Annotated in this window: 17 protein-coding genes and 1 pseudogene; 5 read left to right on the forward strand and 13 right to left on the reverse strand. The window is 45.1% G+C overall.

The genetic code is table 11. The features are described from left to right. Window positions 1-382 (reverse strand): annotated as a pseudogene (locus D8Y20_RS09190) (transposase); the annotation flags it as partial. A gap of 227 nt (window positions 383-609) precedes the next feature. Here D8Y20_RS09190 and D8Y20_RS09195 point away from each other — a divergent pair. Further along, window positions 610-981 carry a hypothetical protein gene (locus tag D8Y20_RS09195; RefSeq protein WP_161957612.1) on the forward strand — a complete coding sequence of 124 codons (372 nt, stop codon included), beginning with the start codon at window positions 610-612 and terminating at the stop codon, window positions 979-981. A gap of 370 nt (window positions 982-1,351) precedes the next feature. Here D8Y20_RS09195 and crcB read toward each other — a convergent pair whose 3' ends face one another. The 7 genes from crcB to pyrE all read right to left on the reverse strand — a co-directional run bounded on the left by crcB (window position 1,352) and on the right by pyrE (window position 9,520). Beyond that, window positions 1,352-1,729 carry a fluoride efflux transporter CrcB gene (gene crcB, locus D8Y20_RS09200; protein WP_121542993.1) on the reverse strand — a complete coding sequence of 126 codons (378 nt, stop codon included), beginning with the start codon at window positions 1,727-1,729 and terminating at the stop codon, window positions 1,352-1,354. After that, entirely contained in the window at window positions 1,726-3,060 is a 1,335-nt protein-coding gene (locus D8Y20_RS09205) for a replication-associated recombination protein A (RefSeq protein ID WP_121542995.1), read from the reverse strand. The genes crcB and D8Y20_RS09205 overlap by 4 nt, the downstream gene beginning before the upstream one ends. Window positions 3,061-3,078: 18 nt before the next feature. After that, window positions 3,079-4,209, reverse strand: coding sequence for an OmpP1/FadL family transporter (locus D8Y20_RS09210; RefSeq protein ID WP_236075372.1), 1,131 nt, complete (start codon window positions 4,207-4,209; stop codon window positions 3,079-3,081). A gap of 55 nt (window positions 4,210-4,264) precedes the next feature. Continuing rightward, window positions 4,265-4,942: an outer-membrane lipoprotein carrier protein LolA gene (locus tag D8Y20_RS09215; protein WP_236075373.1), complete on the reverse strand. Its 678-nt coding sequence runs from the start codon at window positions 4,940-4,942 to the stop codon at window positions 4,265-4,267. Between the two features lie 11 nt (window positions 4,943-4,953). After that, window positions 4,954-7,158, reverse strand: a complete 2,205-nt coding sequence (locus D8Y20_RS09220; protein ID WP_121542997.1) for a DNA translocase FtsK — start codon at window positions 7,156-7,158, stop codon at window positions 4,954-4,956. Between the two features lie 11 nt (window positions 7,159-7,169). Next, window positions 7,170-8,828: a ribonuclease J gene (locus D8Y20_RS09225; protein WP_121542999.1), complete on the reverse strand. Its 1,659-nt coding sequence runs from the start codon at window positions 8,826-8,828 to the stop codon at window positions 7,170-7,172. 110 nt (window positions 8,829-8,938) lie between these two features. Further along, window positions 8,939-9,520 carry an orotate phosphoribosyltransferase gene (gene pyrE, locus D8Y20_RS09230; RefSeq protein WP_121543001.1) on the reverse strand — a complete coding sequence of 194 codons (582 nt, stop codon included), beginning with the start codon at window positions 9,518-9,520 and terminating at the stop codon, window positions 8,939-8,941. A gap of 668 nt (window positions 9,521-10,188) precedes the next feature. Between pyrE and D8Y20_RS09235 the strand changes: the two genes are divergently transcribed. Both D8Y20_RS09235 and D8Y20_RS09240 read left to right on the forward strand, forming a co-directional pair. Then, window positions 10,189-10,899, forward strand: a complete 711-nt coding sequence (locus tag D8Y20_RS09235) for a hypothetical protein (protein WP_121543003.1) — start codon at window positions 10,189-10,191, stop codon at window positions 10,897-10,899. 103 nt (window positions 10,900-11,002) lie between these two features. Then, window positions 11,003-11,716: a YdiY family protein gene (locus D8Y20_RS09240; protein ID WP_121543005.1), complete on the forward strand. Its 714-nt coding sequence runs from the start codon at window positions 11,003-11,005 to the stop codon at window positions 11,714-11,716. Between the two features lie 24 nt (window positions 11,717-11,740). Here the strand turns inward: D8Y20_RS09240 and ppnN are convergent, their stop codons facing one another. The 3 genes from ppnN to D8Y20_RS09255 all read right to left on the reverse strand — a co-directional run bounded on the left by ppnN (window position 11,741) and on the right by D8Y20_RS09255 (window position 14,699). After that, on the reverse strand, window positions 11,741-13,108 hold the full coding sequence (gene ppnN / locus D8Y20_RS09245; protein WP_121543007.1) for a nucleotide 5'-monophosphate nucleosidase PpnN: 1,368 nt from the start codon (window positions 13,106-13,108) through the stop codon (window positions 11,741-11,743). 147 nt (window positions 13,109-13,255) lie between these two features. Then, the gene (locus D8Y20_RS09250) at window positions 13,256-13,990 is read right to left on the reverse strand and encodes a hypothetical protein (protein ID WP_121543009.1); all 735 of its coding nucleotides are present in this window, start codon (window positions 13,988-13,990) and stop codon (window positions 13,256-13,258) included. A gap of 175 nt (window positions 13,991-14,165) precedes the next feature. Then, window positions 14,166-14,699, reverse strand: a complete 534-nt coding sequence (locus D8Y20_RS09255; RefSeq protein ID WP_121543011.1) for a hypothetical protein — start codon at window positions 14,697-14,699, stop codon at window positions 14,166-14,168. Between the two features lie 281 nt (window positions 14,700-14,980). On the opposite strand from D8Y20_RS09255, the gene D8Y20_RS09260 reads away from it, so the two are divergent. Further along, the gene (locus D8Y20_RS09260) at window positions 14,981-16,678 is read left to right on the forward strand and encodes a cation:proton antiporter (protein WP_121543013.1); all 1,698 of its coding nucleotides are present in this window, start codon (window positions 14,981-14,983) and stop codon (window positions 16,676-16,678) included. Between the two features lie 19 nt (window positions 16,679-16,697). Here the strand turns inward: D8Y20_RS09260 and D8Y20_RS09265 are convergent, their stop codons facing one another. Both D8Y20_RS09265 and D8Y20_RS09270 read right to left on the reverse strand, forming a co-directional pair. After that, on the reverse strand, window positions 16,698-16,976 hold the full coding sequence (locus tag D8Y20_RS09265; RefSeq protein ID WP_121543015.1) for a helix-hairpin-helix domain-containing protein: 279 nt from the start codon (window positions 16,974-16,976) through the stop codon (window positions 16,698-16,700). A 504-nt stretch (window positions 16,977-17,480) separates the two neighbouring features. Then, window positions 17,481-17,807: a hypothetical protein gene (locus tag D8Y20_RS09270; protein ID WP_147434054.1), complete on the reverse strand. Its 327-nt coding sequence runs from the start codon at window positions 17,805-17,807 to the stop codon at window positions 17,481-17,483. 21 nt (window positions 17,808-17,828) lie between these two features. Here D8Y20_RS09270 and rsgA point away from each other — a divergent pair, with 21 nt between their 5' ends. Continuing rightward, complete coding sequence (gene rsgA / locus D8Y20_RS09275; RefSeq protein WP_121543019.1) at window positions 17,829-18,947, forward strand: ribosome small subunit-dependent GTPase A; 1,119 nt, start codon at window positions 17,829-17,831, stop codon at window positions 18,945-18,947. The last annotated feature ends 441 nt before the right edge of the window (window positions 18,948-19,388 follow it).

A 19,388-nucleotide genomic window follows, 5' to 3' on the forward strand; every position in this document is an offset into this window, starting at 1 on the left:
CACCACGAACTCGCGGCATACGTTTTGTATCGCCTTACCATTATTTTTTTCGGAAGTCTGCTATCGTCTTAAAGTCCGGCATCAGTCGGCCAGTCAGCCACATCAGCTCAACATTGCGCTGACTTTCACGCTCAAGACGGCGGCTTGATTGGATTCGGTTCAGGTATCCGTAAACATAGAGTTTCAACAACATCGCAGGATGATATGCGGGGCGGCCTGTAGCCTGCGGATCTACGCCACTGAAACCCAACTCACGCATGTCCAACTCGTCGACGAAAACATCAATCACGCGAACTGGATTGTCTTCAGCTACATAATCATCCAGCAGCTCAGGAAACAGCGTGCTCTGGCTGCGACTTTCTCCAATAACAAATCGTTTCATGAAAATACCCCACAAGACGTTGTGGGATAATCATACCATTAATGAGCAGCGTTTTCACACACCCTGGGCCAAAAGCAGACACTCGGCAATGATCGATTTTCCGGCCAGTCATGAATATTCAGTGTGTTTACATGGATGAATCAAAATGATTATTATTGCAACTATGTTTAAGAGACATTACAAGCCGAACAGTAACTTTATATATATATGTTCTTGCCCCGAACGAAGTGAATGATGAGATACTTGCTCATCATATAATAGCGTATAACCAAGAAGCTTCCGATAGAGTTGGAGTTCGGGAGCTGGCTGATTGTAGATGGATCGTTGATCATTCTCACCTTTCTCCTGGTGGCGTAGAGCAAAGTCAGCAACTGGAACAAGGAGCTCATCGCGTTAGAGAGAGCAGGCTAGCTATTTTAACATCAACAGATGAAATATATGAAATGGCTTCTATTTTTGCTGGATTTGCTAGCTATCGTAGAAATATGAATCATTCCGCTGAAGTGGAAGTGTTCACATCGTTTGAAGAAGCAATTAGATGGTTGAATCTAGAAGAGTCCATCGACGAGATCGAAAAGTTTATTCATACAAAAACTTAGGTGTACCGAAAGACCCCTCCTCTTAACGCTTGATTTCATTTGAAATAGTTAGTCTCGCAAAATGCATATCCTATGCTTGGACTTTATAATTTAAATATCATTCTATGGTTCGAACGAATGTCTGCTTATGGCCGAGGCTGTGTGAAAACGTAGAATGTTTTCATCCTGTGGGGATCATTCATGATATTTAACGTCATTTGATTCAAGTGTGGTATAAGTAGCCATACTGGTTGACCAATTTGACTAGGGGACCCTATATTTCAACACTTTTTAAAATGAACTTTCGTTTTCACACTGCCTAGGCCGAAAGTTGCCCTTCATATTTATGGTGCTATTACTATAAAAGCTTGAGGGCCATGGATGGCCAGAGTCACAACACCCGTGCCAACTGCACACCTAACCATGTGAGCAACAGACAAACCACTACCTGCCCCATAATATTACCAAAGGCCAATGAAAAAGCGCCCTCTTGCAATAAACGTACAGATTCAAGTGAATAGGTGGAAAACGTTGTAAATGCACCCAGGAAACCGACCGTTACAGCAAGGCGCACCAGCTCACTGGCAGTTGAGCGCTCAATCAACCAAACAAACAAAAAGCCCAACAAAAAGCTACCTAAGGCATTCACCGCAAACGTACCCCATGGGAATGCCCCACCGGCCATCTTTTGGATGGTTGAAGCCATCAACCAGCGCAATACAGCACCCGTAGCACCACCAATTGCTACCGCAACCAACTGCTTCATCATGAAGCACTCCTGCTATTACCAGATCCTTTTTTTTCTAAACGGCGTTGCTCCAACCATGTCAAACGCTCCTGCAACGTTCGTTCAAAGCCACGCTCTCCTGGTTTATATAGAGATTCCACAACCACACCATTTGGAAAATGCTGCTGATCGACTACAGCATCCACATCGTTATGGGCATATTGATAATCTTTACCATGGCCTAATTGCTTCATCAGTTTCGTAGGCGCGTTTCTCAAATGCATTGGCACCTCACCCTGCTGTGTCTTCTTGGCCAACGACCGGGCGGCTTTTTCTGCCATGTATGCCGCATTACTTTTTGGCGCCAGAGCCAAATAAATCACCGTCTCAAACAAGCCCTGCTCTCCTTCCGGAGAACCAAGAATTTCAAACATCCGGTGTGCATCCAAGGCAACATTAAGTGCCTTGGGATCAGCAAGACCAACGTCTTCCGTAGCAATGCGAATTAATCTACGGGCAATATATAATGGCTGCTCCCCTGCTTCCAACATGCGAGCCAACCAATACAAAGCCGCATCCGCATCAGAGTCGCGTATGCATTTGTGCAAAGCAGATATCAGATCATAATGTGCATCACCATCACGGTCATATCTGGCCGCTCGCCGCAAGCTCTGGTTTTCTACTTCGGCCTTTGTCCACACTTTAGTGGCGCCCGCATCGAACAATGATTCCAGTGCATTCAATGCATAGCGAGCATCACCATCGGCATTTTCCGCAAGCCAATTGATCGCGTTCTTCTGCACATTAAAAGCGGCTGACTGTTCGCGCAATTGTTCACAGGCACGCATCAAAATGGCTTCAATGTCGCCTGTCTCCAGCGCATTAAGCACCACGATGCGGCAACGGGATAGCAGTGCATTATTGAGTGAAAAAGAGGGGTTTTCAGTCGAAGCCCCTACCAACACCAGCGTGCCATCTTCAATATAAGGCAACAACACATCTTGCTGGGCTTTATTAAAACGATGAATTTCATCAAGAAACAACAGCCTGGTCTGACCACTCTGTTTGGCCTGCTTCACCACAGCCTGCACCTCGGCCTTACCAGCCGACACAGCCGAAAGCTGGGTAAAAGGCAGATCGGCCGCATTCGCCATGATAGTAGCCAAGGTAGTTTTCCCTACACCCGGGGGCCCCCAGAAGATGCATGAACAACTGCGAGCTTCTGCAATCATCATGGCAAACCATGAATCCGACCGCGTCAATTCAGGCTGTCCTGCCACATCCAGCAACGTCTTGGGACGAATTTGAAAAGCCAGAGGAGCAGACACATCTGCTATCAACGGCTCCAGGAACGAGACTTGTCTGCTACTCACACCATAGTCATCATTATATTATAGTGTTTTAGAAATCGACAACAATAAACTCTGTCTGCGATCACGGTATATACCTGCATACGAACCTGTTGCAGTCAGATTTTTGAGAAACGTATATTGATACGCAAGATCCACATGCATATTATATATATCAGCACCGGTACCAATACTTACTTTATGGCCATCCTGATCAGCAATAACAGGACTGAATCCCGCCGATTTATTCGCACCCTGATCATAAGCATAGCCCAAACGAGCCTGAGCACCGGGTCTCCATGTCCAGGTCAAACCAGCCATAGCAGTAAAGGTATCCCGTAAATTTAGCGCGTTGGACTGGGTGATTACACCGGCAGTTTTGACATGCATATCTTTTAACGCCGACCATCGCGTCCACTTCACATCCGTCTCCAGACGCCACACATCTGCAAAATCATGTGCAACACCAAATGTAACCTGATCCGGTAGTTTAAATGACATGGTATCCGCAGTTTTGCCTGCAATATCTATGCGCGCGCCAGAGCGTAGCATGGCCCCTATTGACCACGCGTAAGCAGGTTTCCACATCAATGAAACATGACCTCCGAAACCACCAAAATCGTTATCCCGAAATGATTTCGCACCCTGTGTTAAATTGGCACGGGTAATATACCAGTCCGCACCAGCCCCAATCGCCAAATCACTATTGATGGCATACACCACATCAAATGTTGCATGATCCACAGTCACCTTGGTCAGACCTGAAGGATTTACTGCTGTAGAAGGGAAAGCGAGACCCCAGTCATTATTGATATAGTACAGTGGTGCAAAGCCGACACCACCAGACCAATGACTATCCAGCGGTGACCAGGTTGCAAAAATATAACCCACGTTAGGCTCTATTCCATTATTAGGAGCAACACCGGGCAGCAATACCGATGAATCCCGGTATTCCACATCCAGACCTGCCGTGATATTCATGCCGGAAACCCAGGCAATACCAGATGGGTTATATACCAATGCAGATGCATCATTTGCTGTAGCAGCAAAGGCATTAGATAGACCTACTGCTGCTGCAGATTGATTGGCCTGCTCAAAACCACCCGCATGCGCACTCAAACTCCCCATCAGGAGCAGCCCACTAGCCATTAAACCTTTATTCAAACGCTTCATTCCACATCCTTTGTTCACACATATCGCCATTATTCAGTCATTTATTCAATTATATCTATTTAGATTGCCGCATATCCAGCACATCAACACCCTCTGGTGGCGTGAAACTAAATAAATTTTCCGGTGGGGCAATATAAGAACACTCAGACAAGCGCATTTGATTGCTATTACCCAGCACATCCTGCCGTTCAATATAGACCAGGTTTCCATCATTGGAGAAACCCAACCACACTTTCGGCGAATCTTTCAAACGTACCTGAAACCGTTGAATATTCAAATTACTATCATATTCTTGTTTAAACATTTTAATCTCTGTTGCAGCAATACTGCCATCAAGTAAACCCATCACCGAAGCATCTACCGCCTCGATATTATCCAGCCGTTCAGCCTGCATTAGATCTGGTTCATAATGCCAAATCATATCGCCATCACCAAGATAGAGTTGCTCATAGGGTAGTTGATATTGCCAACGAAAGCGCTTTGGCTTTAACACCGCCACACTTCCTGAGTATTTTTTTCCACCACCATCAGTGAAAGCAATTAACTGATCAAAATGACACTGAAAACCCGGTAAGGAGGACAAACGCTTAATACTATGATTAAAAAATTTACTCTCAGGTATCGTCACCTGCTTTGCATCTGCATCCAGGTCCCATTGCTGCGTCACTTTAGCAGCAAACGAAGGGCTCACAAACATGCAACACAACGCAAATAGGAAAAAGAGATTTTTCATGCGCGTATTGTTCATTCAATCACTCCGCCACCATTCTCTGCAGAACGCACCAACACCTTACGAATACCTCCAGAGCCCGGCGCGCTGACCAGGCCTTCACGCTCCATCTCTTCTACCAAACGACTGGCTCTATTATACCCAATGCGCAAATAGCGCTGCACCATAGACACAGAACACTTGCCTTTCTCAATGACCAAAGCAGCGGCTTCATCATATTTATCATCCTGATCTTCACCAGCGCCACCGGTCATGCCACCCTCAGAATCACTTTCAGTAGGTACTTCAAAGATGGATTCCATATAATCCGGTTCACCCTGCGCTTTCAAATGCTCAACCAGATCAATGACTTCAGCATCGGAGACAAAGGCACAATGCACACGTTTCAAATCACGTCCGCCACTTAAAAACAGGCTGTCACCATGCCCTAACAATTGCTCTGCTCCCATCTGATCAAGAATCGTACGGGAATCAATTTTGGAAGAGACCTGAAATGACAAGCGGCTCGGAAGGTTGGCTTTAATCAGACCGGTAATCACATCCACACTCGGACGCTGTGTAGCCAGAATAAGATGTAAACCTGCTGCCCTCGCCTTTTGAGCAATGCGACAAATCGACTGCTCCACCTCTTTACCTGCCACCATCATCAAGTCAGCCAGCTCATCAATAATGATGACAATCTGCGGCAGGCGTTCCAACTCTTCTGTTTTCTCAGCGGCTTTATTATAGCCTTCAAGATTACGCACTTTGGCATCGCTCATCAGTTTATAACGACGCTCCATTTCATACACGGCCCATGCCAATGCTTTTGCGGCCTTATTCGGATTGGTTACCACAGGCGTAAGCAAGTGCGGAATATCATCATAAACAGAGAGTTCCAGCATTTTTGGATCCACAAGAATCAGACGTAAGTCCTTTGGACTCTTGTTCATTAACATCGAACAAATCATGGCATTAATACCCACCGATTTACCCGAACCAGTCGTACCTGCAACCAATAGATGAGGCATTTTAGCCAAATCTGCAACCACAGGATGACCTGAAATATCAACGCCTAATGCCAGTGGCAAGCTGATCTTTTTGTTGGCAAATTCACGGCTTGAAAAAATCTGATGTAGTAGCACCATCTCACGTGACTCATTGGGTATCTCAATACCGATGACATTTTTACCCGGAATATTTCCTGCCACACGCACACTGATCGCAGCCATTGAACGCGCCAAATCATCCTGCAATGCTACAATGCGATTCACTTTCGTACCCGGTGCAGGTTCCAGCTCAAACTGTGTGACCACAGGGCCGGGCTGCACAGCCAGTACTTTTCCTTCAACCCTGTAATCAAGCAGTTTTTTCTCCAGCATGCGTGCAACAGCCTGCAACGATTCAGGGTCATGCTCTTTCAGGGTATCGTTCACACCATCAAAAATATTCAACGATGGTAATTTAAAACCTGATTCAGCCGGCTCATTAAATGCCAATTCTACCTGTTGTTCCTGCTTAGCTCGCTTCGATACTGTCACCTTGGCAGCCGAAGCCACTTCCGCAACCGAATCAGCAATATGTACCGGCATTTTCTTGCGCGTAACTTTACGCGTTTCCCGCGCTTCAATGCGATCCTTTCGATCCGAGGCTTTCGATACATGTTGACTGATCACAGACTGCAAACGTGTAAATGCCAATATTGTATAACCATATAATTTCAGTATCAGCGTAAACAACGACCATCGTGATGCAGCAACCAGGCTACTAAGTATTAAACTCACCAATAGCAGATCACGTCCAATCGCACCAAGTGGCACAAATAGAGCTTCATCCAACATTAAACCAAGTGCTCCGCCAGCACTAGCAGGCAGCGCCAACACATCAATAGCTGAACCATTCGGTACATGCGCATGTAGCATCGCAGCAATAGCCAGCATCAACGGCAACCAGAAAAATGATGTCCAGCTACCTAAATACGGTGTTTTACCCCAAGCGATGCGAACAGCCACACTACCCGTCAGTGCAATCCATAACCAAGCCGTATAACCAAATATCTGATAGAGGAAATCAGACACATAGGCGCCAACAACACCAATCAGGTTCATGGCGACATTCGACGTCTCATGATTTAATGATGGGTCATCCGCAGAAAAGCTTACCATTGCCAACACCAGCACAACTGCTATACCACCAAGAAATAGCGCCAATGATTCACGCACAATCATTCGAGTATCCATATCATCAAATCCTAAATTGCCAACACCACAGGTAGAACCATAGGCCTGCGCCCGAGATGTTTTTTACACCAACGCCGTACAAAAAGACGGACTTCTTCCTTGGTCAAATCAATATCGGCCAATAACTCTTGATCCACTTGTGATAAAAACTGTTGCAAAGCGGCGGCGGCATTAATCAACACCTCTTCACTCACATCCTGATGCAACACGCCACGCGCCACCAACTCAGGTTCACCCAACAGCGTTCCCTCATGCTGAGAGATCAACACTGTGGCTGAAATCATACCGTCGTCAGCCAATACCCTGCGATCACGCAACACGATACCATCCACTTCATCACGGATTTCACCATCAACAAATACCGCACCGGCATGGAATTCAGCCCCATGCCTCACACCGTCCTTATCCACTTCAACAGAATGCCCGTTTTCAGCCATAATCGTATGATCCAGAGCAATACCAACGGAGAGAGCTAAATCCCTATGTTCCATCAAGTTCCTATATTCACCGTGAACGGGGTAGAAAAATTTCGGCCGGGTCAGCTGCATCATCATCTTCAATTCATGCACATGGGCATGACCCGAGACGTGTAGCGGTGCCTGACCAGCATGCATCACGCGGGCACCACGGCGATAAATATGATTATATAGACCTGCAATCACACGTTCGTTACCCGGAATATTACTCGATGAAAAAATCACCACATCACCTGGCCCAATGCTCACACCTTTAAAACGGTCATGTGCCAAACGCGCCAGTGCAGCGCGGGATTCACCCTGTGATCCTGTCGCAATAATTAACAACTCAGCATCCGGAATATTGCCGATCTGCTTGATATCCACCAACACACCCGAAGGCACTTTAAGGCGATCAAGCGTGCGCGTGATATCCAAATTCTTTTCCAAACTACGCCCGGCAACGGCAACTTTACGACCACATGTAACGGCAGCATCAAGCACTTGCTGGATACGCAACATATTCGAGGCGAATGTAGTGACAATGACCTTGCCCTTAACCTGACTCACGGCACTGCGCATGGCAGGCCCTACCACCGATTCAGATGGCCCACTACCAGCCCGCGTTGCATTGGTGGAGTCAGAAGCCAGTAATACCACCCCTTGATCACCAAGCTGAGAGAAACGATGAATATCTGAATGGCGGCCATCAATCGGCGACGGATCAAATTTAAAATCTCCAGTATGAATTATCACACCAAGTTTTGTGTGAATAGCAACAGAAACCGCATCCATAATGGAGTGGGTTACCGGTACACCTTCAACCTTGAAAGGCCCGACCTTCACACTCTCCCCATTATCTGGCAGCGCCCTTAAATCAGCTTTAAAGCCGCGCTCTAGCATTTTATTTTTGACCAGCGCAAGCGTTACCTCTGTACCATAAACAGGTAGATTCAGCTTAGGCAGTAGATGCGGCAAACCACCGATATGATCTTCATGACCATGCGTTAACAACAAGGCATGGATATGTAAGCCAAGCTCATCGAGGGCTGAAATATCCGGTACGACTACATCAATACCATGCTGACCAGGCTCAGGAAAACCCATGCCGCAATCCACAATCACCGCATCATCATCAATGGCATACACCATCATATTTTTACCAAATTCGCCTACGCCCCCAAACGGGAAACAACGTAACACTGGATCAGACATCAAAACTCCTTTTCAACACGTACACAACCATCATGAAAACACCACTAAAAGCTGTGGTTTCCATCACAACAGATAAACCTCTAAAAATTATAACGACCAGTGAGTGGACGTTATTTAACGGTACGACTTCCCGGCTTAACAGCCTCAAGCACACCTTCTGTACAGATCGGACACGCATCAGCCGGATATGTTTCCACATCCAGTTCCAACGCCGTGGCATAAGGCACATCAAAACGCCCAACCGCAGCCGGTGCACGATCGACCACAGCCACAATTTGCACCGGTTCACCACCATGTTCACGCACAACCGCTATGCATTCACACACCGAACCACCTGTCGTAATCACATCTTCCACCACCAGCAACTTGGTGCCTGTTGGAATAGTAAAACCACGACGCAACTGCATTTCACCCTCTTTACGTTCGGTGAAAATAAACGGCTTATTCATCAGGCGCGCTACTTCCTGTCCAATGACCAAACCACCAATGGCAGGCGCAACCACCATATCAATCGCATCGCTATCCACCTTACTGATTAGCTCAGCAGCCAGAGCTGTTGCATTACCGATATCCATCAATACAAGCGCAGACTGTAGATAACGCGCTGAATGCCTACCACTGGAAAGAATGAAATGCCCATTCAATAGTGCTCCTGCATCTTCATACATTGCCATCATTTCCTGTTCGTTCATGCTCATATCCTTTTTTATCTTATATTTATTCAGTCATTAACATCAGGCAGTGCCCATACTAACGCGCTATTAATTTTGCGGCAGTGTAGCAGTTTCACCCTGTCTGCAGAACCTTGCACCTGTACAGGTCATCAAAAGTACAATTTAGCGCACCAAAAATAAACGCTATTCCCATGCAAGATCACGCCTAAATGTTACCAATAAACAATAGGGAGATGTTCCCTCTCGACTCATCTCCATCCCTGCCACAAGCGACATCTCAATATGTTCCACACATTAGTGCTTATATAAGCTGCGTAAACAAACAACATGTATAAATGGAACCAGAGGCCACGCTCCTAAATGTATTGCGCTTCTGCTTTGAGCATGCCTATTGCAAGCTCCTGGTATGAACTGCCCTTTTATATTTTGATATTTTCGAGCATCCAAGATCCATCTTTGCCATGCGAAAAGGCTAAATATTTCAGGTGTCCGGAAGATTACCCCCAAACCCGCACGCTATTAAGTTTAATGTTGATAGAGTGAAACCCACATGGCAGTAATTGTCGGGTAATGTGAGGTTTCATCACCACCTTTGAAAATAGCTATTATTTTCACTCAGCTTAGGGCGAAAGCAGACATTCAGTCGTTTGCTATTAGCATTCACCGTAAACGTTTAGGAGATGCCAGTGAATCAATCCGAAAATCCTCTGTTATTGAATGCTGGTTTAAACATGCTGGCGGTATTTGATTTAGATAAGCTACCTGCTGAGATCACCCAACACATTGCATTGGATGCAACAATATTAAAGCGCTTCAAACAGCTACTGGTGTTTGGCCATGGTGGAAGAGATATGTGGCAAGCGCTGCAACAGTCGCCGGATGCAAGTCAAAGCGATCCCATTGATCATTTCTCGGTTCATGCCGTGCAAAACTATTTCAATCAAGAACATGCAGATTGCAGTCACTGTCTGTTATATCCGGATTCGGTTCAAAACATGCCACTTCAAGCCCTGGGGAAACTGGCCGGCTGGCACCATGACTCGCCTTTTCGTATCGGTATCAATGCTGAATATGGGCCGTGGTTTGCCTATCGCGCTGTTGCGCTGACCGATACGGCATTAACACCAACAACGGCCATGAACGGCGCATCACCTTGTCAAAGTTGTGCAGACAAGCCATGCATCTCCGCCTGCCCTGCTAATGCCCTACTATCGGGTGATTTATCACTGCAACAATGCATGGAATATCGACTACAACATGACTCACGCTGTAAATCGCAGTGTATTTCACGCCTTGCCTGCCCTGTAGGAAGCAAACACCGTTATAGCAATGAACAGATTGCCTATCATTACAATACATCCATGAAAACAATCGAGCAGTATCAACAGTTATCCTGAAACAGAATATGCTACATTGGAAACAACTTTTTTAACCACTCATTTCAGCAACAGCGTATTTTTTTCGCTGGAGATTCGTAATTGCCGCCCTAGTGTGCGCGCCATGAAAAAGTCATCGATAATCCTACTCCCCCTTTTGATCATTGCATCACCGCTAGCTTATGCCGAAGAAGAAGCCAGCAATTGGAAAAATAATATTGAGCTTGGTGCTGTTTTAACCTCAGGAAACACCAAAACATTAACCGTGAATTCCAAACTCAAAACAGTGCATGATGGTAAATACCTGCGCGACACCATCACTGGCAGCGCCAACAACTCCTCGGACAATAATCAGACCACTGCTGAAACCTACAAAGCCAGCTTTCAGGAAGACTGGAAGATTACTGAACGTGATTATCTATTTCTTCGTTTAGGCTTTGAAAGTGATCGATTTGCAGGTTTCAAACGCCGTTTCAGTGAAACCATGGGTTATGGTCGTGACCTCATTAAAAATGATCTGTTACAGTGGAAAATAGAACTTGGTGGCGGTTTAAGACAGAGCCATTTCACTAACCTCTCCAAAAAGAACGAATTAATTATGCGTTCAGCCACAGCATTAAAATGGAAAATCAGTGATTCTGCCACCTTCACACAGGATCTATCCACTGAAGGCGGCAAAAGTGGCTGGGCAACTGAATCAGTGACTGCACTTCAGCATGCACTTAACTCTCACCTATCGAGTAAAATATCATTTAAAGTCGAGCATAACAGCAAGGTAGTAGCTCCGATCAAAAGCACGGATCTTGAGACAGCCATTACGCTGGTGGTGAATTTTTAACTTCACCTCGAATCAAACAGGTTATTAAATGATTTTATAGCACGGACGGTAATTATCGTCTGTCATCTTCATTCGACCCTGTGCCACAAACGCATTGAGTAGTTTATCGACCGTATCCATGATGCCGGGTTCACCGCATATCTCAAAATAGCCATACTGTTCAATCGCCCGAATACCTTCGTCTTTCACATTACCTGCAACCAGGGCAGAAAACACGCGACGCAGATTTGCTGCTAACAGGTAGCTTGGCTGATCTTTATGCAATGCCAGTGCGCGCACATTCTCATGCGTCGGTGCAAACGGTTCCTGAAAAACATGATCAATCATCAAGCTCCAGTTGAAATAATAGGCATCGCCAATGGATTTCCTGTACTCACGCACCTGATCAACCCCCGTCCGCATGCGTTGCGCCACCAGCGTTGGATCACCAATGATAATCTGATAACGCTGTTGCGCTTCTTCTCCCAGCGTTACTGCGATAAAGGTATCAATTTGTTTGAAATAATCTCTGGCCGATTCTGGCCCGGTCAAGATGAGCGGGAATGGTATATCCCTGTTCTTCGGATGCAGCAGAATACCCAATAGATAAAGTATCTCTTCAGCCGTTCCAACCCCGCCTGCAAAAACAACAATCCCGTGACCAGCTCTCACAAAAGCTTCCAGCCGTTTTTCAATATCCGGAAAAATAGTTAAATTATTTACAATAGGATTGGGTGCCTCAGCCGCAATAATACCCGGCTCAGTAATACCCAAATAAAGACCATTGTGAATACGCTGTTTGGCATGCCCAATAGTCGCCCCCTTCATCGGTCCCTTCATCGCACCCGGCCCGCAGCCGGTACATACATCCAACCCGCGCAGCCCCATCTCATAACCGACAAGCTTGGTATAATCATATTCATTGCGACTGATCGCATGACCACCCCAACACACTACCAGACTAGGATCACGGACAAGCTCAAGCACCCTGGCATTACGCAAGATATAAAATACAGCATTGGTAATACCCTCTGAACTATTCAGATCTATACCGGGATTATTAAGCACTTCATCATGGGTAAATACAATATCCCTGAGCACCGAAAACAGATGCTCATGGATACCTTTTATCATCACCCCATCCACAAAAGCACTAGCCGGAGCATTGATCAGCTCTAGTTTGATGCCGCGTTCAACCTGACGCACATAGATTTCAAAATCTTTGTAACGCTCCAGTAGAATACGCCCATCATCCAAATCGGCATCACAATTAAGCACAGCCAGCGAGCAGCTTCTAAACACATGATAGAGCCCACCTGAACTGCTATTGAGCAGCTGCCCCACCTCCAATTTGGAAAGCAGCTCCAGCCGATCATCTGGAACAATAATCGTATCTATAACATCATACTGCATCGCAACTCCTTCATCTGTTATTTTAACTCAGCCATAAGAATGGTCGCCACAGACAAACCAAACAAGCGTTTACATACACATCGGTCGCAGCAGAAGTATTGTAGTTACAGTTAGTATGCAGTGCTCTCTTGATGCATGAGGCAAGCTTTAATGATCGAGAATAAGTGCATCAATTTTTTGTTCTACAGCACGTGCATTCAAACCTTCATCCATTAATTTCTGACGCAACTGCATCAAGTCTTCAATCGATGCATTTCTTTCTGCCGGTGTCATTTTCACCGTACTGGCGATAGCCATAGATCCCGCTGCAAAATGAATCGAACAACTGTTATGATAAGCTTGCAAATCCAACAAGCCCTGCTTTACAGAATATTGCCTAATGGCCTCTTCCATACGTGATTTCAACTGAATTCGCGCTAATTTTCGTGTCTCTTCAATGTTTTTGATAATGACTGTAGCCATGGCTCGTTCTGGCGTTGCCAATTCACGCTTAGATAACAAGGTCATACCCGGATTCGTATGATCGTATTGCCGCAAATCAATGGCCTCTTTCAACATATCTTCAAACTGCCTGTCACCTTTTTCACTATCTATGTCCCATTGTTGGCTATCATGAAGTATTTGCTGTTTCTGTTTATCACATAGTCGATCTGAGGATGTGATCATATCTTTCATGAATGTATTTCGCGCTGCTTCTCTATCATTGGCCAGATCCAGTGCTCTTAATTTTTGCAGCAACGGATTCACTTCAGTTTTTTTCGATGTTTCGAAAAGCGTCGGAGCATCGTCGTAGATCGTTTGCAATGTTCCACACCCCGATAGCGTCAAGACGAATAGAGTGATCGTTACAAGTTTAAGGTAGATCGAGGTAGTAAAATGCATGGGCTGCTCCAGTGAGGGAAGATTACCTGCATTGAGCAATGATCAGGCCAATAGTAATGATCACTGTACTTTCACACCGCACGCACGCATCACAAACGGGGCATGAGTAAGAGAGAAGTACAGAAAGAACGCTTAACAGTGCTTAATTCCGACTACTATATAAAATATGAGCAGCTCACTGACCGGGCGGCAGCACGCTATCAGGGGCAGGGTTGTTCTGTTGGCCTTCAATCACTGTTTGCCCACTATTTTCAAGCACAGCTTCTTCTGAAGAGGGCCAGACAAACCAAATCACAGCAGCAATTGCCAGAACAGAAGCGATGATAATTTTACCAAAGCCACCCTCTTCTTCCGCGACAACATGCTGCTCATCAAATGTATCTTCATACGATTCGGGCTCTTCCATGCCATGGCTTCTGCTAGGTTTATAGTCAGACATGTCATCTTCAATATTAAATGGGGTCATATCTGCCAATTGATCAATTTCAGCAGCCATCTCTCCTTCAATAGCCCCATCAGCCTCAAGGTGAGAGAGGCACCCTTCTGCTTCAGGGATCGCCTTGTGAGCTTCAGGATCCAGATGTGCCATACCCATATGATCAATATCTTTGTCTCTGGATGCATAGAGCAATGGATCATCCGTCTCATTATTGTTTTCAAACGCTTCTGCTACATTTTTATAATGAGAAAAATCCTTTTGATCATTCATGTTCACACCCCCTGTCAAAGAACAGCATATCTCTGCCCAAGCATACAACAAAATCGCTGTAACCCCACTCGCCTGCAGCCATACTATAAGTATTTTCTTGTCTCTGACCAGATCATCAATAAATCACATCTGCCATCTCAAGTTATATTCAACAAACACAATGTGTGCATATCCTGCGCGCACAATCTGTAACCCTCAATCACACTATAGCAACCCGAAACAACACGGATATCTTGCGATTTTTTACTTTTTATCATACGCTAAAACACTATGGAGGCCTGATGGAATACAGCTACCTGAATGACACATTGGTTATCCTGACGGCAACGGTTGCTGTTGTCTTTCTCGTGCTGCGTATCGGACTCCCCCCTCTGGTTGCTTATCTAACTGTTGGTGTACTGGTCGGGCCATATACACTGGGCTTAGTATCTGATGTCGAACATATCAGAACCTTCGCCGAATTCGGTGTCGTTTTTCTACTATTCACCATTGGCCTGGAATTTTCAGCCACAGTACTAACACGCATGAAAGCCTCCGTATTGGGGCTTGGCAGTGCTCAAGTCCTATTAACTGCAGCGCTAACAACAACTGCCGCTATGTTGCTGGGCCTACCGTTGGAGAGCGCTCTGGTTATCGGTGCTGTTGTTGCCATGTCTTCCACCGCACTGGTCACCAAGCAACTGGCCGATCAGGTAGAACTGCATACGCGTCATGGTCGCAACAGTGTGGGTATTCTCTTATTTCAGGATCTGATGGTCGTACCATTCCTGATTCTGGTTTCCATGTTAAGTGGAAACAGCGTTGAGGCTTCTACCCATATTATTCTCACTGCTCTTGGTCAAGGTGTGCTGGTGATCATGCTTATCTTCGCATTTGGGCATTGGGTGCTTAGCCCATTGTTTCAGGCCGTCGCACGTTTTCGCTCAGCTGAACTGTTTACACTCACCGTTTTATTACTTGTTCTCTGTTCTGCGTGGCTCACCAATCAGATTGGATTGACCTTTGCCTTGGGAGCTTTCCTTGCTGGCATGATGCTCAGTGAAACGGAATTCAAACACCAAGTTGCATCTGATATACGTCCTTTCAGGGATGTATTGCTCGGCCTCTTCTTTGTCACCATAGGTATGATGCTGGAAGTACCAGTACTGCCAGAAATCTGGTCAACAGTGTTACTCATGCTGCTTGCATTGATACTCATTAAATTTCTTTTGGTAGCCGTCTTTTGTCTATTGGCTGGCTGGAACAGTGCTGTATCCATGCGTACAGGCCTCATTCTGGCCCACGGTGGTGAATTTGGTTTTGCGATCCTTATCCTGGCCATGGAAGGTAACATTCTAAGCCCTATAGAAGGACAGATTTTACTGGCCACCATGCTATTCAGCATGGTTCTAGCGCCTATCATTATTCGTTATAATGCAAAAATAACCACGCTATTAATCCCCAAACAAGTACAACAAAGTCGTCAGGAGATCAAGTCAGAGATTATCAGCAATGCATGCCAACTCAATCAGCATGTGATTGTCTGTGGTTATGGACGTATAGGGCAGCACAGCATAAATTATTTATCCGAGCATCATATTCCATGCATGGCTATTGATCTTGATTCTATCCGTGTAAAGAACGGAATGGCGGGCAACAAATCAGTTTCCTATGGAGATGCCTGCAGCCTGGAGCTATTACATGCCTGCGGTTTACACCGTGCATCCGCTCTGGTGATCAGCATGATTGATTTTAACACGGCCATGAAAATCATCTCTCGCGTACGTTCTGTTGATACTGAATTACCTATTGTTGTCAGGACTCGAAAAGAACTTCATCTCTATCAATTCTATCAAGCTGGTGCCACTGAAGTGGTAGCAGATACATTTGGTAGTGATCAAATGATTGATAACGACTTGCTAATCCGCATAGGTCTTACTAAAACTTCCGAAGGGCTGTCCGGATCAGATCATTTAGCAGACATCTTTGATAAAGCCTGACCAGAACAGCTCGCTGTATCTATTCGCTGATATGATTTACTTCCACATCACGCTTAATTGCTTCCAACTTCTTATCGCCAATACCTTTCACATTTTTCAATCCTTCAAGAGTACTAAATAACCCATGTGTATCGCGGTAATCAACAATTGCTGCCGCAGTTTTAGGGCCAATCCCAGACACTGACTCCAACTGCGTTATCGTTGCCGTATTCACGTCAATGCGACCATCGGCATTAGCTGTACCAATAGCCATAAACAACGCAATACTTAATGACAGAAGAAAATATCTTACATTCATAACCAACTCCCTACATTTTATTGTATGACGAACGCTTCTTTATGCCCTCGCTATTTACTATTATAGCCAGTAAATTGGCTGATTGCGTGCTAAAATAGCAGGTGAATTGATTTGAATATGGGTAGCGCTAGGGTATTGAGATGTGCGGCATCAGATAACAGCATCATTCACACTCTCTATCAACCTGATTTTCATTGGCTAAACAACTTTCATTTTCATCCACGATAAAACATACTTATTTACCCTAAACTGTTGGCATATAGGACTTTTCACTAAATCTTATCCACCAGATGTGTTTTGCTGTCATAAAAAACGTCCCCGGCATATGGCACGTCAATAACATTACATGTCTATGCTTTTAAATAGCTGTTTTTAAAGCCCTTTTATAAAAGCCTAATTATTAGGCAATACTACTGTTGTATGTCACATACACTGGAAAAAGCCCCTTTTTGAAATACTATCCACAAAGTTATGCACAGCTTTTGTGTACAAACCAAAAAAGCCTTATTCCACAAGCAATTCACTCTTCTCAGAACAATATATTTGCATCTTGATCAAGTGCTTTGGCGCGCTATCAACAGCTGAATAATCACCACAGAATGCCCAACGTTTCGCAGAGAAAATCATTATATTTTTAACATATTTATTTGTATGTGCATCAACCATGCTATAGTGATCAGATACATCTCCGTATTGTAACATTTCAGCCTTTGCTGGTTCTGCGCAATTACGAACCAGTATAGTAGTAAGCCTTATATAAAAAATGAACGTGATAAGAACCATCTTCTTATAAGCCTGCTTTCCTAAAACTGCATAGTCATTAGGGTTCACAACAAGAGGTATGCATTGACAATGGAATTAAGTGAGCTTGGCTTAGATAGTTGGTTTGAAGATCATGTACGTGAGCAGTGTGGTCCACAGCAAAGCTTGGCTCGTGTGGTTGCGATTGATCGTGGCCGCATTCTGGTACACGATGGTCATAATGAGCTTTCTGCTGAACTGCTTGGCAAGTTTTTTTATGAAGCTGAATCGGCCGGTAAGTTCCCATGTGTAGGTGACTGGGTATGTCTAAATCATCATGCCCCTGATCATGATCACAGCAATCAATTCGCCAGCATCGATAGCATCTTGCCGAGAAAAACTCTGCTCAAACGTAAAACCGTTGGTTATGATGAAGAGTTTCAAATGCTGGCATGCAATATTGATATTGCCTTCATTGTCATGTCATGCCATTACGATTTTCATGTCGCCAAACTCGAACGCTTCCTGGTCATGATTCATGAAGCGCATATCGAACCTGTACTACTGTTTACCAAAACCGACCTCATCACACCTGAAGCCTTACAAGCCTTAAAGGATGATATTCATACTGCCGGTATCCGGATTAGAATCCTGGCTATCAGCAATCAAACCGGTGACGGCCTGGATGAGCTTCGTCAGCAGATCGTCGCAAAAAAGACCTACTGTTTGCTTGGTTCTTCCGGTGTAGGTAAAAGTACCCTGATGAATCAGCTTATGGGTGAAGACGCCTTTGAAACACAAGAAGTGAGTGCATCAGGACAAGGCCGCCACACCACCGTACGTCGTCATTTGATCATGCTCAAACAGGGTGGCATGGTGGTGGATATGCCAGGCATGCGTGAACTGGCTATTGCTGAAGTCAAAGATGGTATCGAAAGCAGTTTTGAAGACATTGTGGAACTGGCACAACACTGCCGCTTTTCAAATTGTAGCCATGAAAATGAACCGGATTGTGCTATTCAGGCAGCTCTGGCCAGTAACACACTTAATCGTGATCACTATAAAAATTATCTGAAAATTCAGAAAGAGTCCCGCCATCATAAAAAACAAAGTGCCTATGTAGCGAAACGTCGCAAAGCAAAAAACGCCAGTCGCATTGCACCAACAAAAACCAAACAGCGCAAAATACGGCTCAACGATGGTCAGGAAGACACGGATGAATCTATCTAAGGTTTGAGCCTAATAAATAGCTCTTTGAATATGTTAGAGAGCGTGCTTCTGCCTTACCTTGAGCATCACGTCTTCAGACATCGACATATCACTGTTATCTATACCCCAAATAAGTAGATGCATCAGAAAAAAGTACCGTTGTTTTGACGCACAGAGTCATTTTTACCGCTAATACATCATCCTGCGATTCATCAAACCCTTGCTATGTAACAAATACCATCTTGGCATCATATATGCTCTATATTTATTACAATGCTCGTTGCACTGGCATTGTGACTTGTATGTCTGGGCCGATGAATACTGATCGGGAATTTATAGACTCTGGTTGTGCGATTCCCTGCACTGGGAAACCAAATACCACGGTTGCGATACCCACCTTTTTGTAAGGGTTCAGTTCATATAGGTCACAACGCCAGTGCAATGAGCAAAGGAATTTCAAAG

Source organism: Mariprofundus sp. EBB-1 (genome assembly GCF_003665155.1).
GTDB lineage: Bacteria > Pseudomonadota > Zetaproteobacteria > Mariprofundales > Mariprofundaceae > Mariprofundus.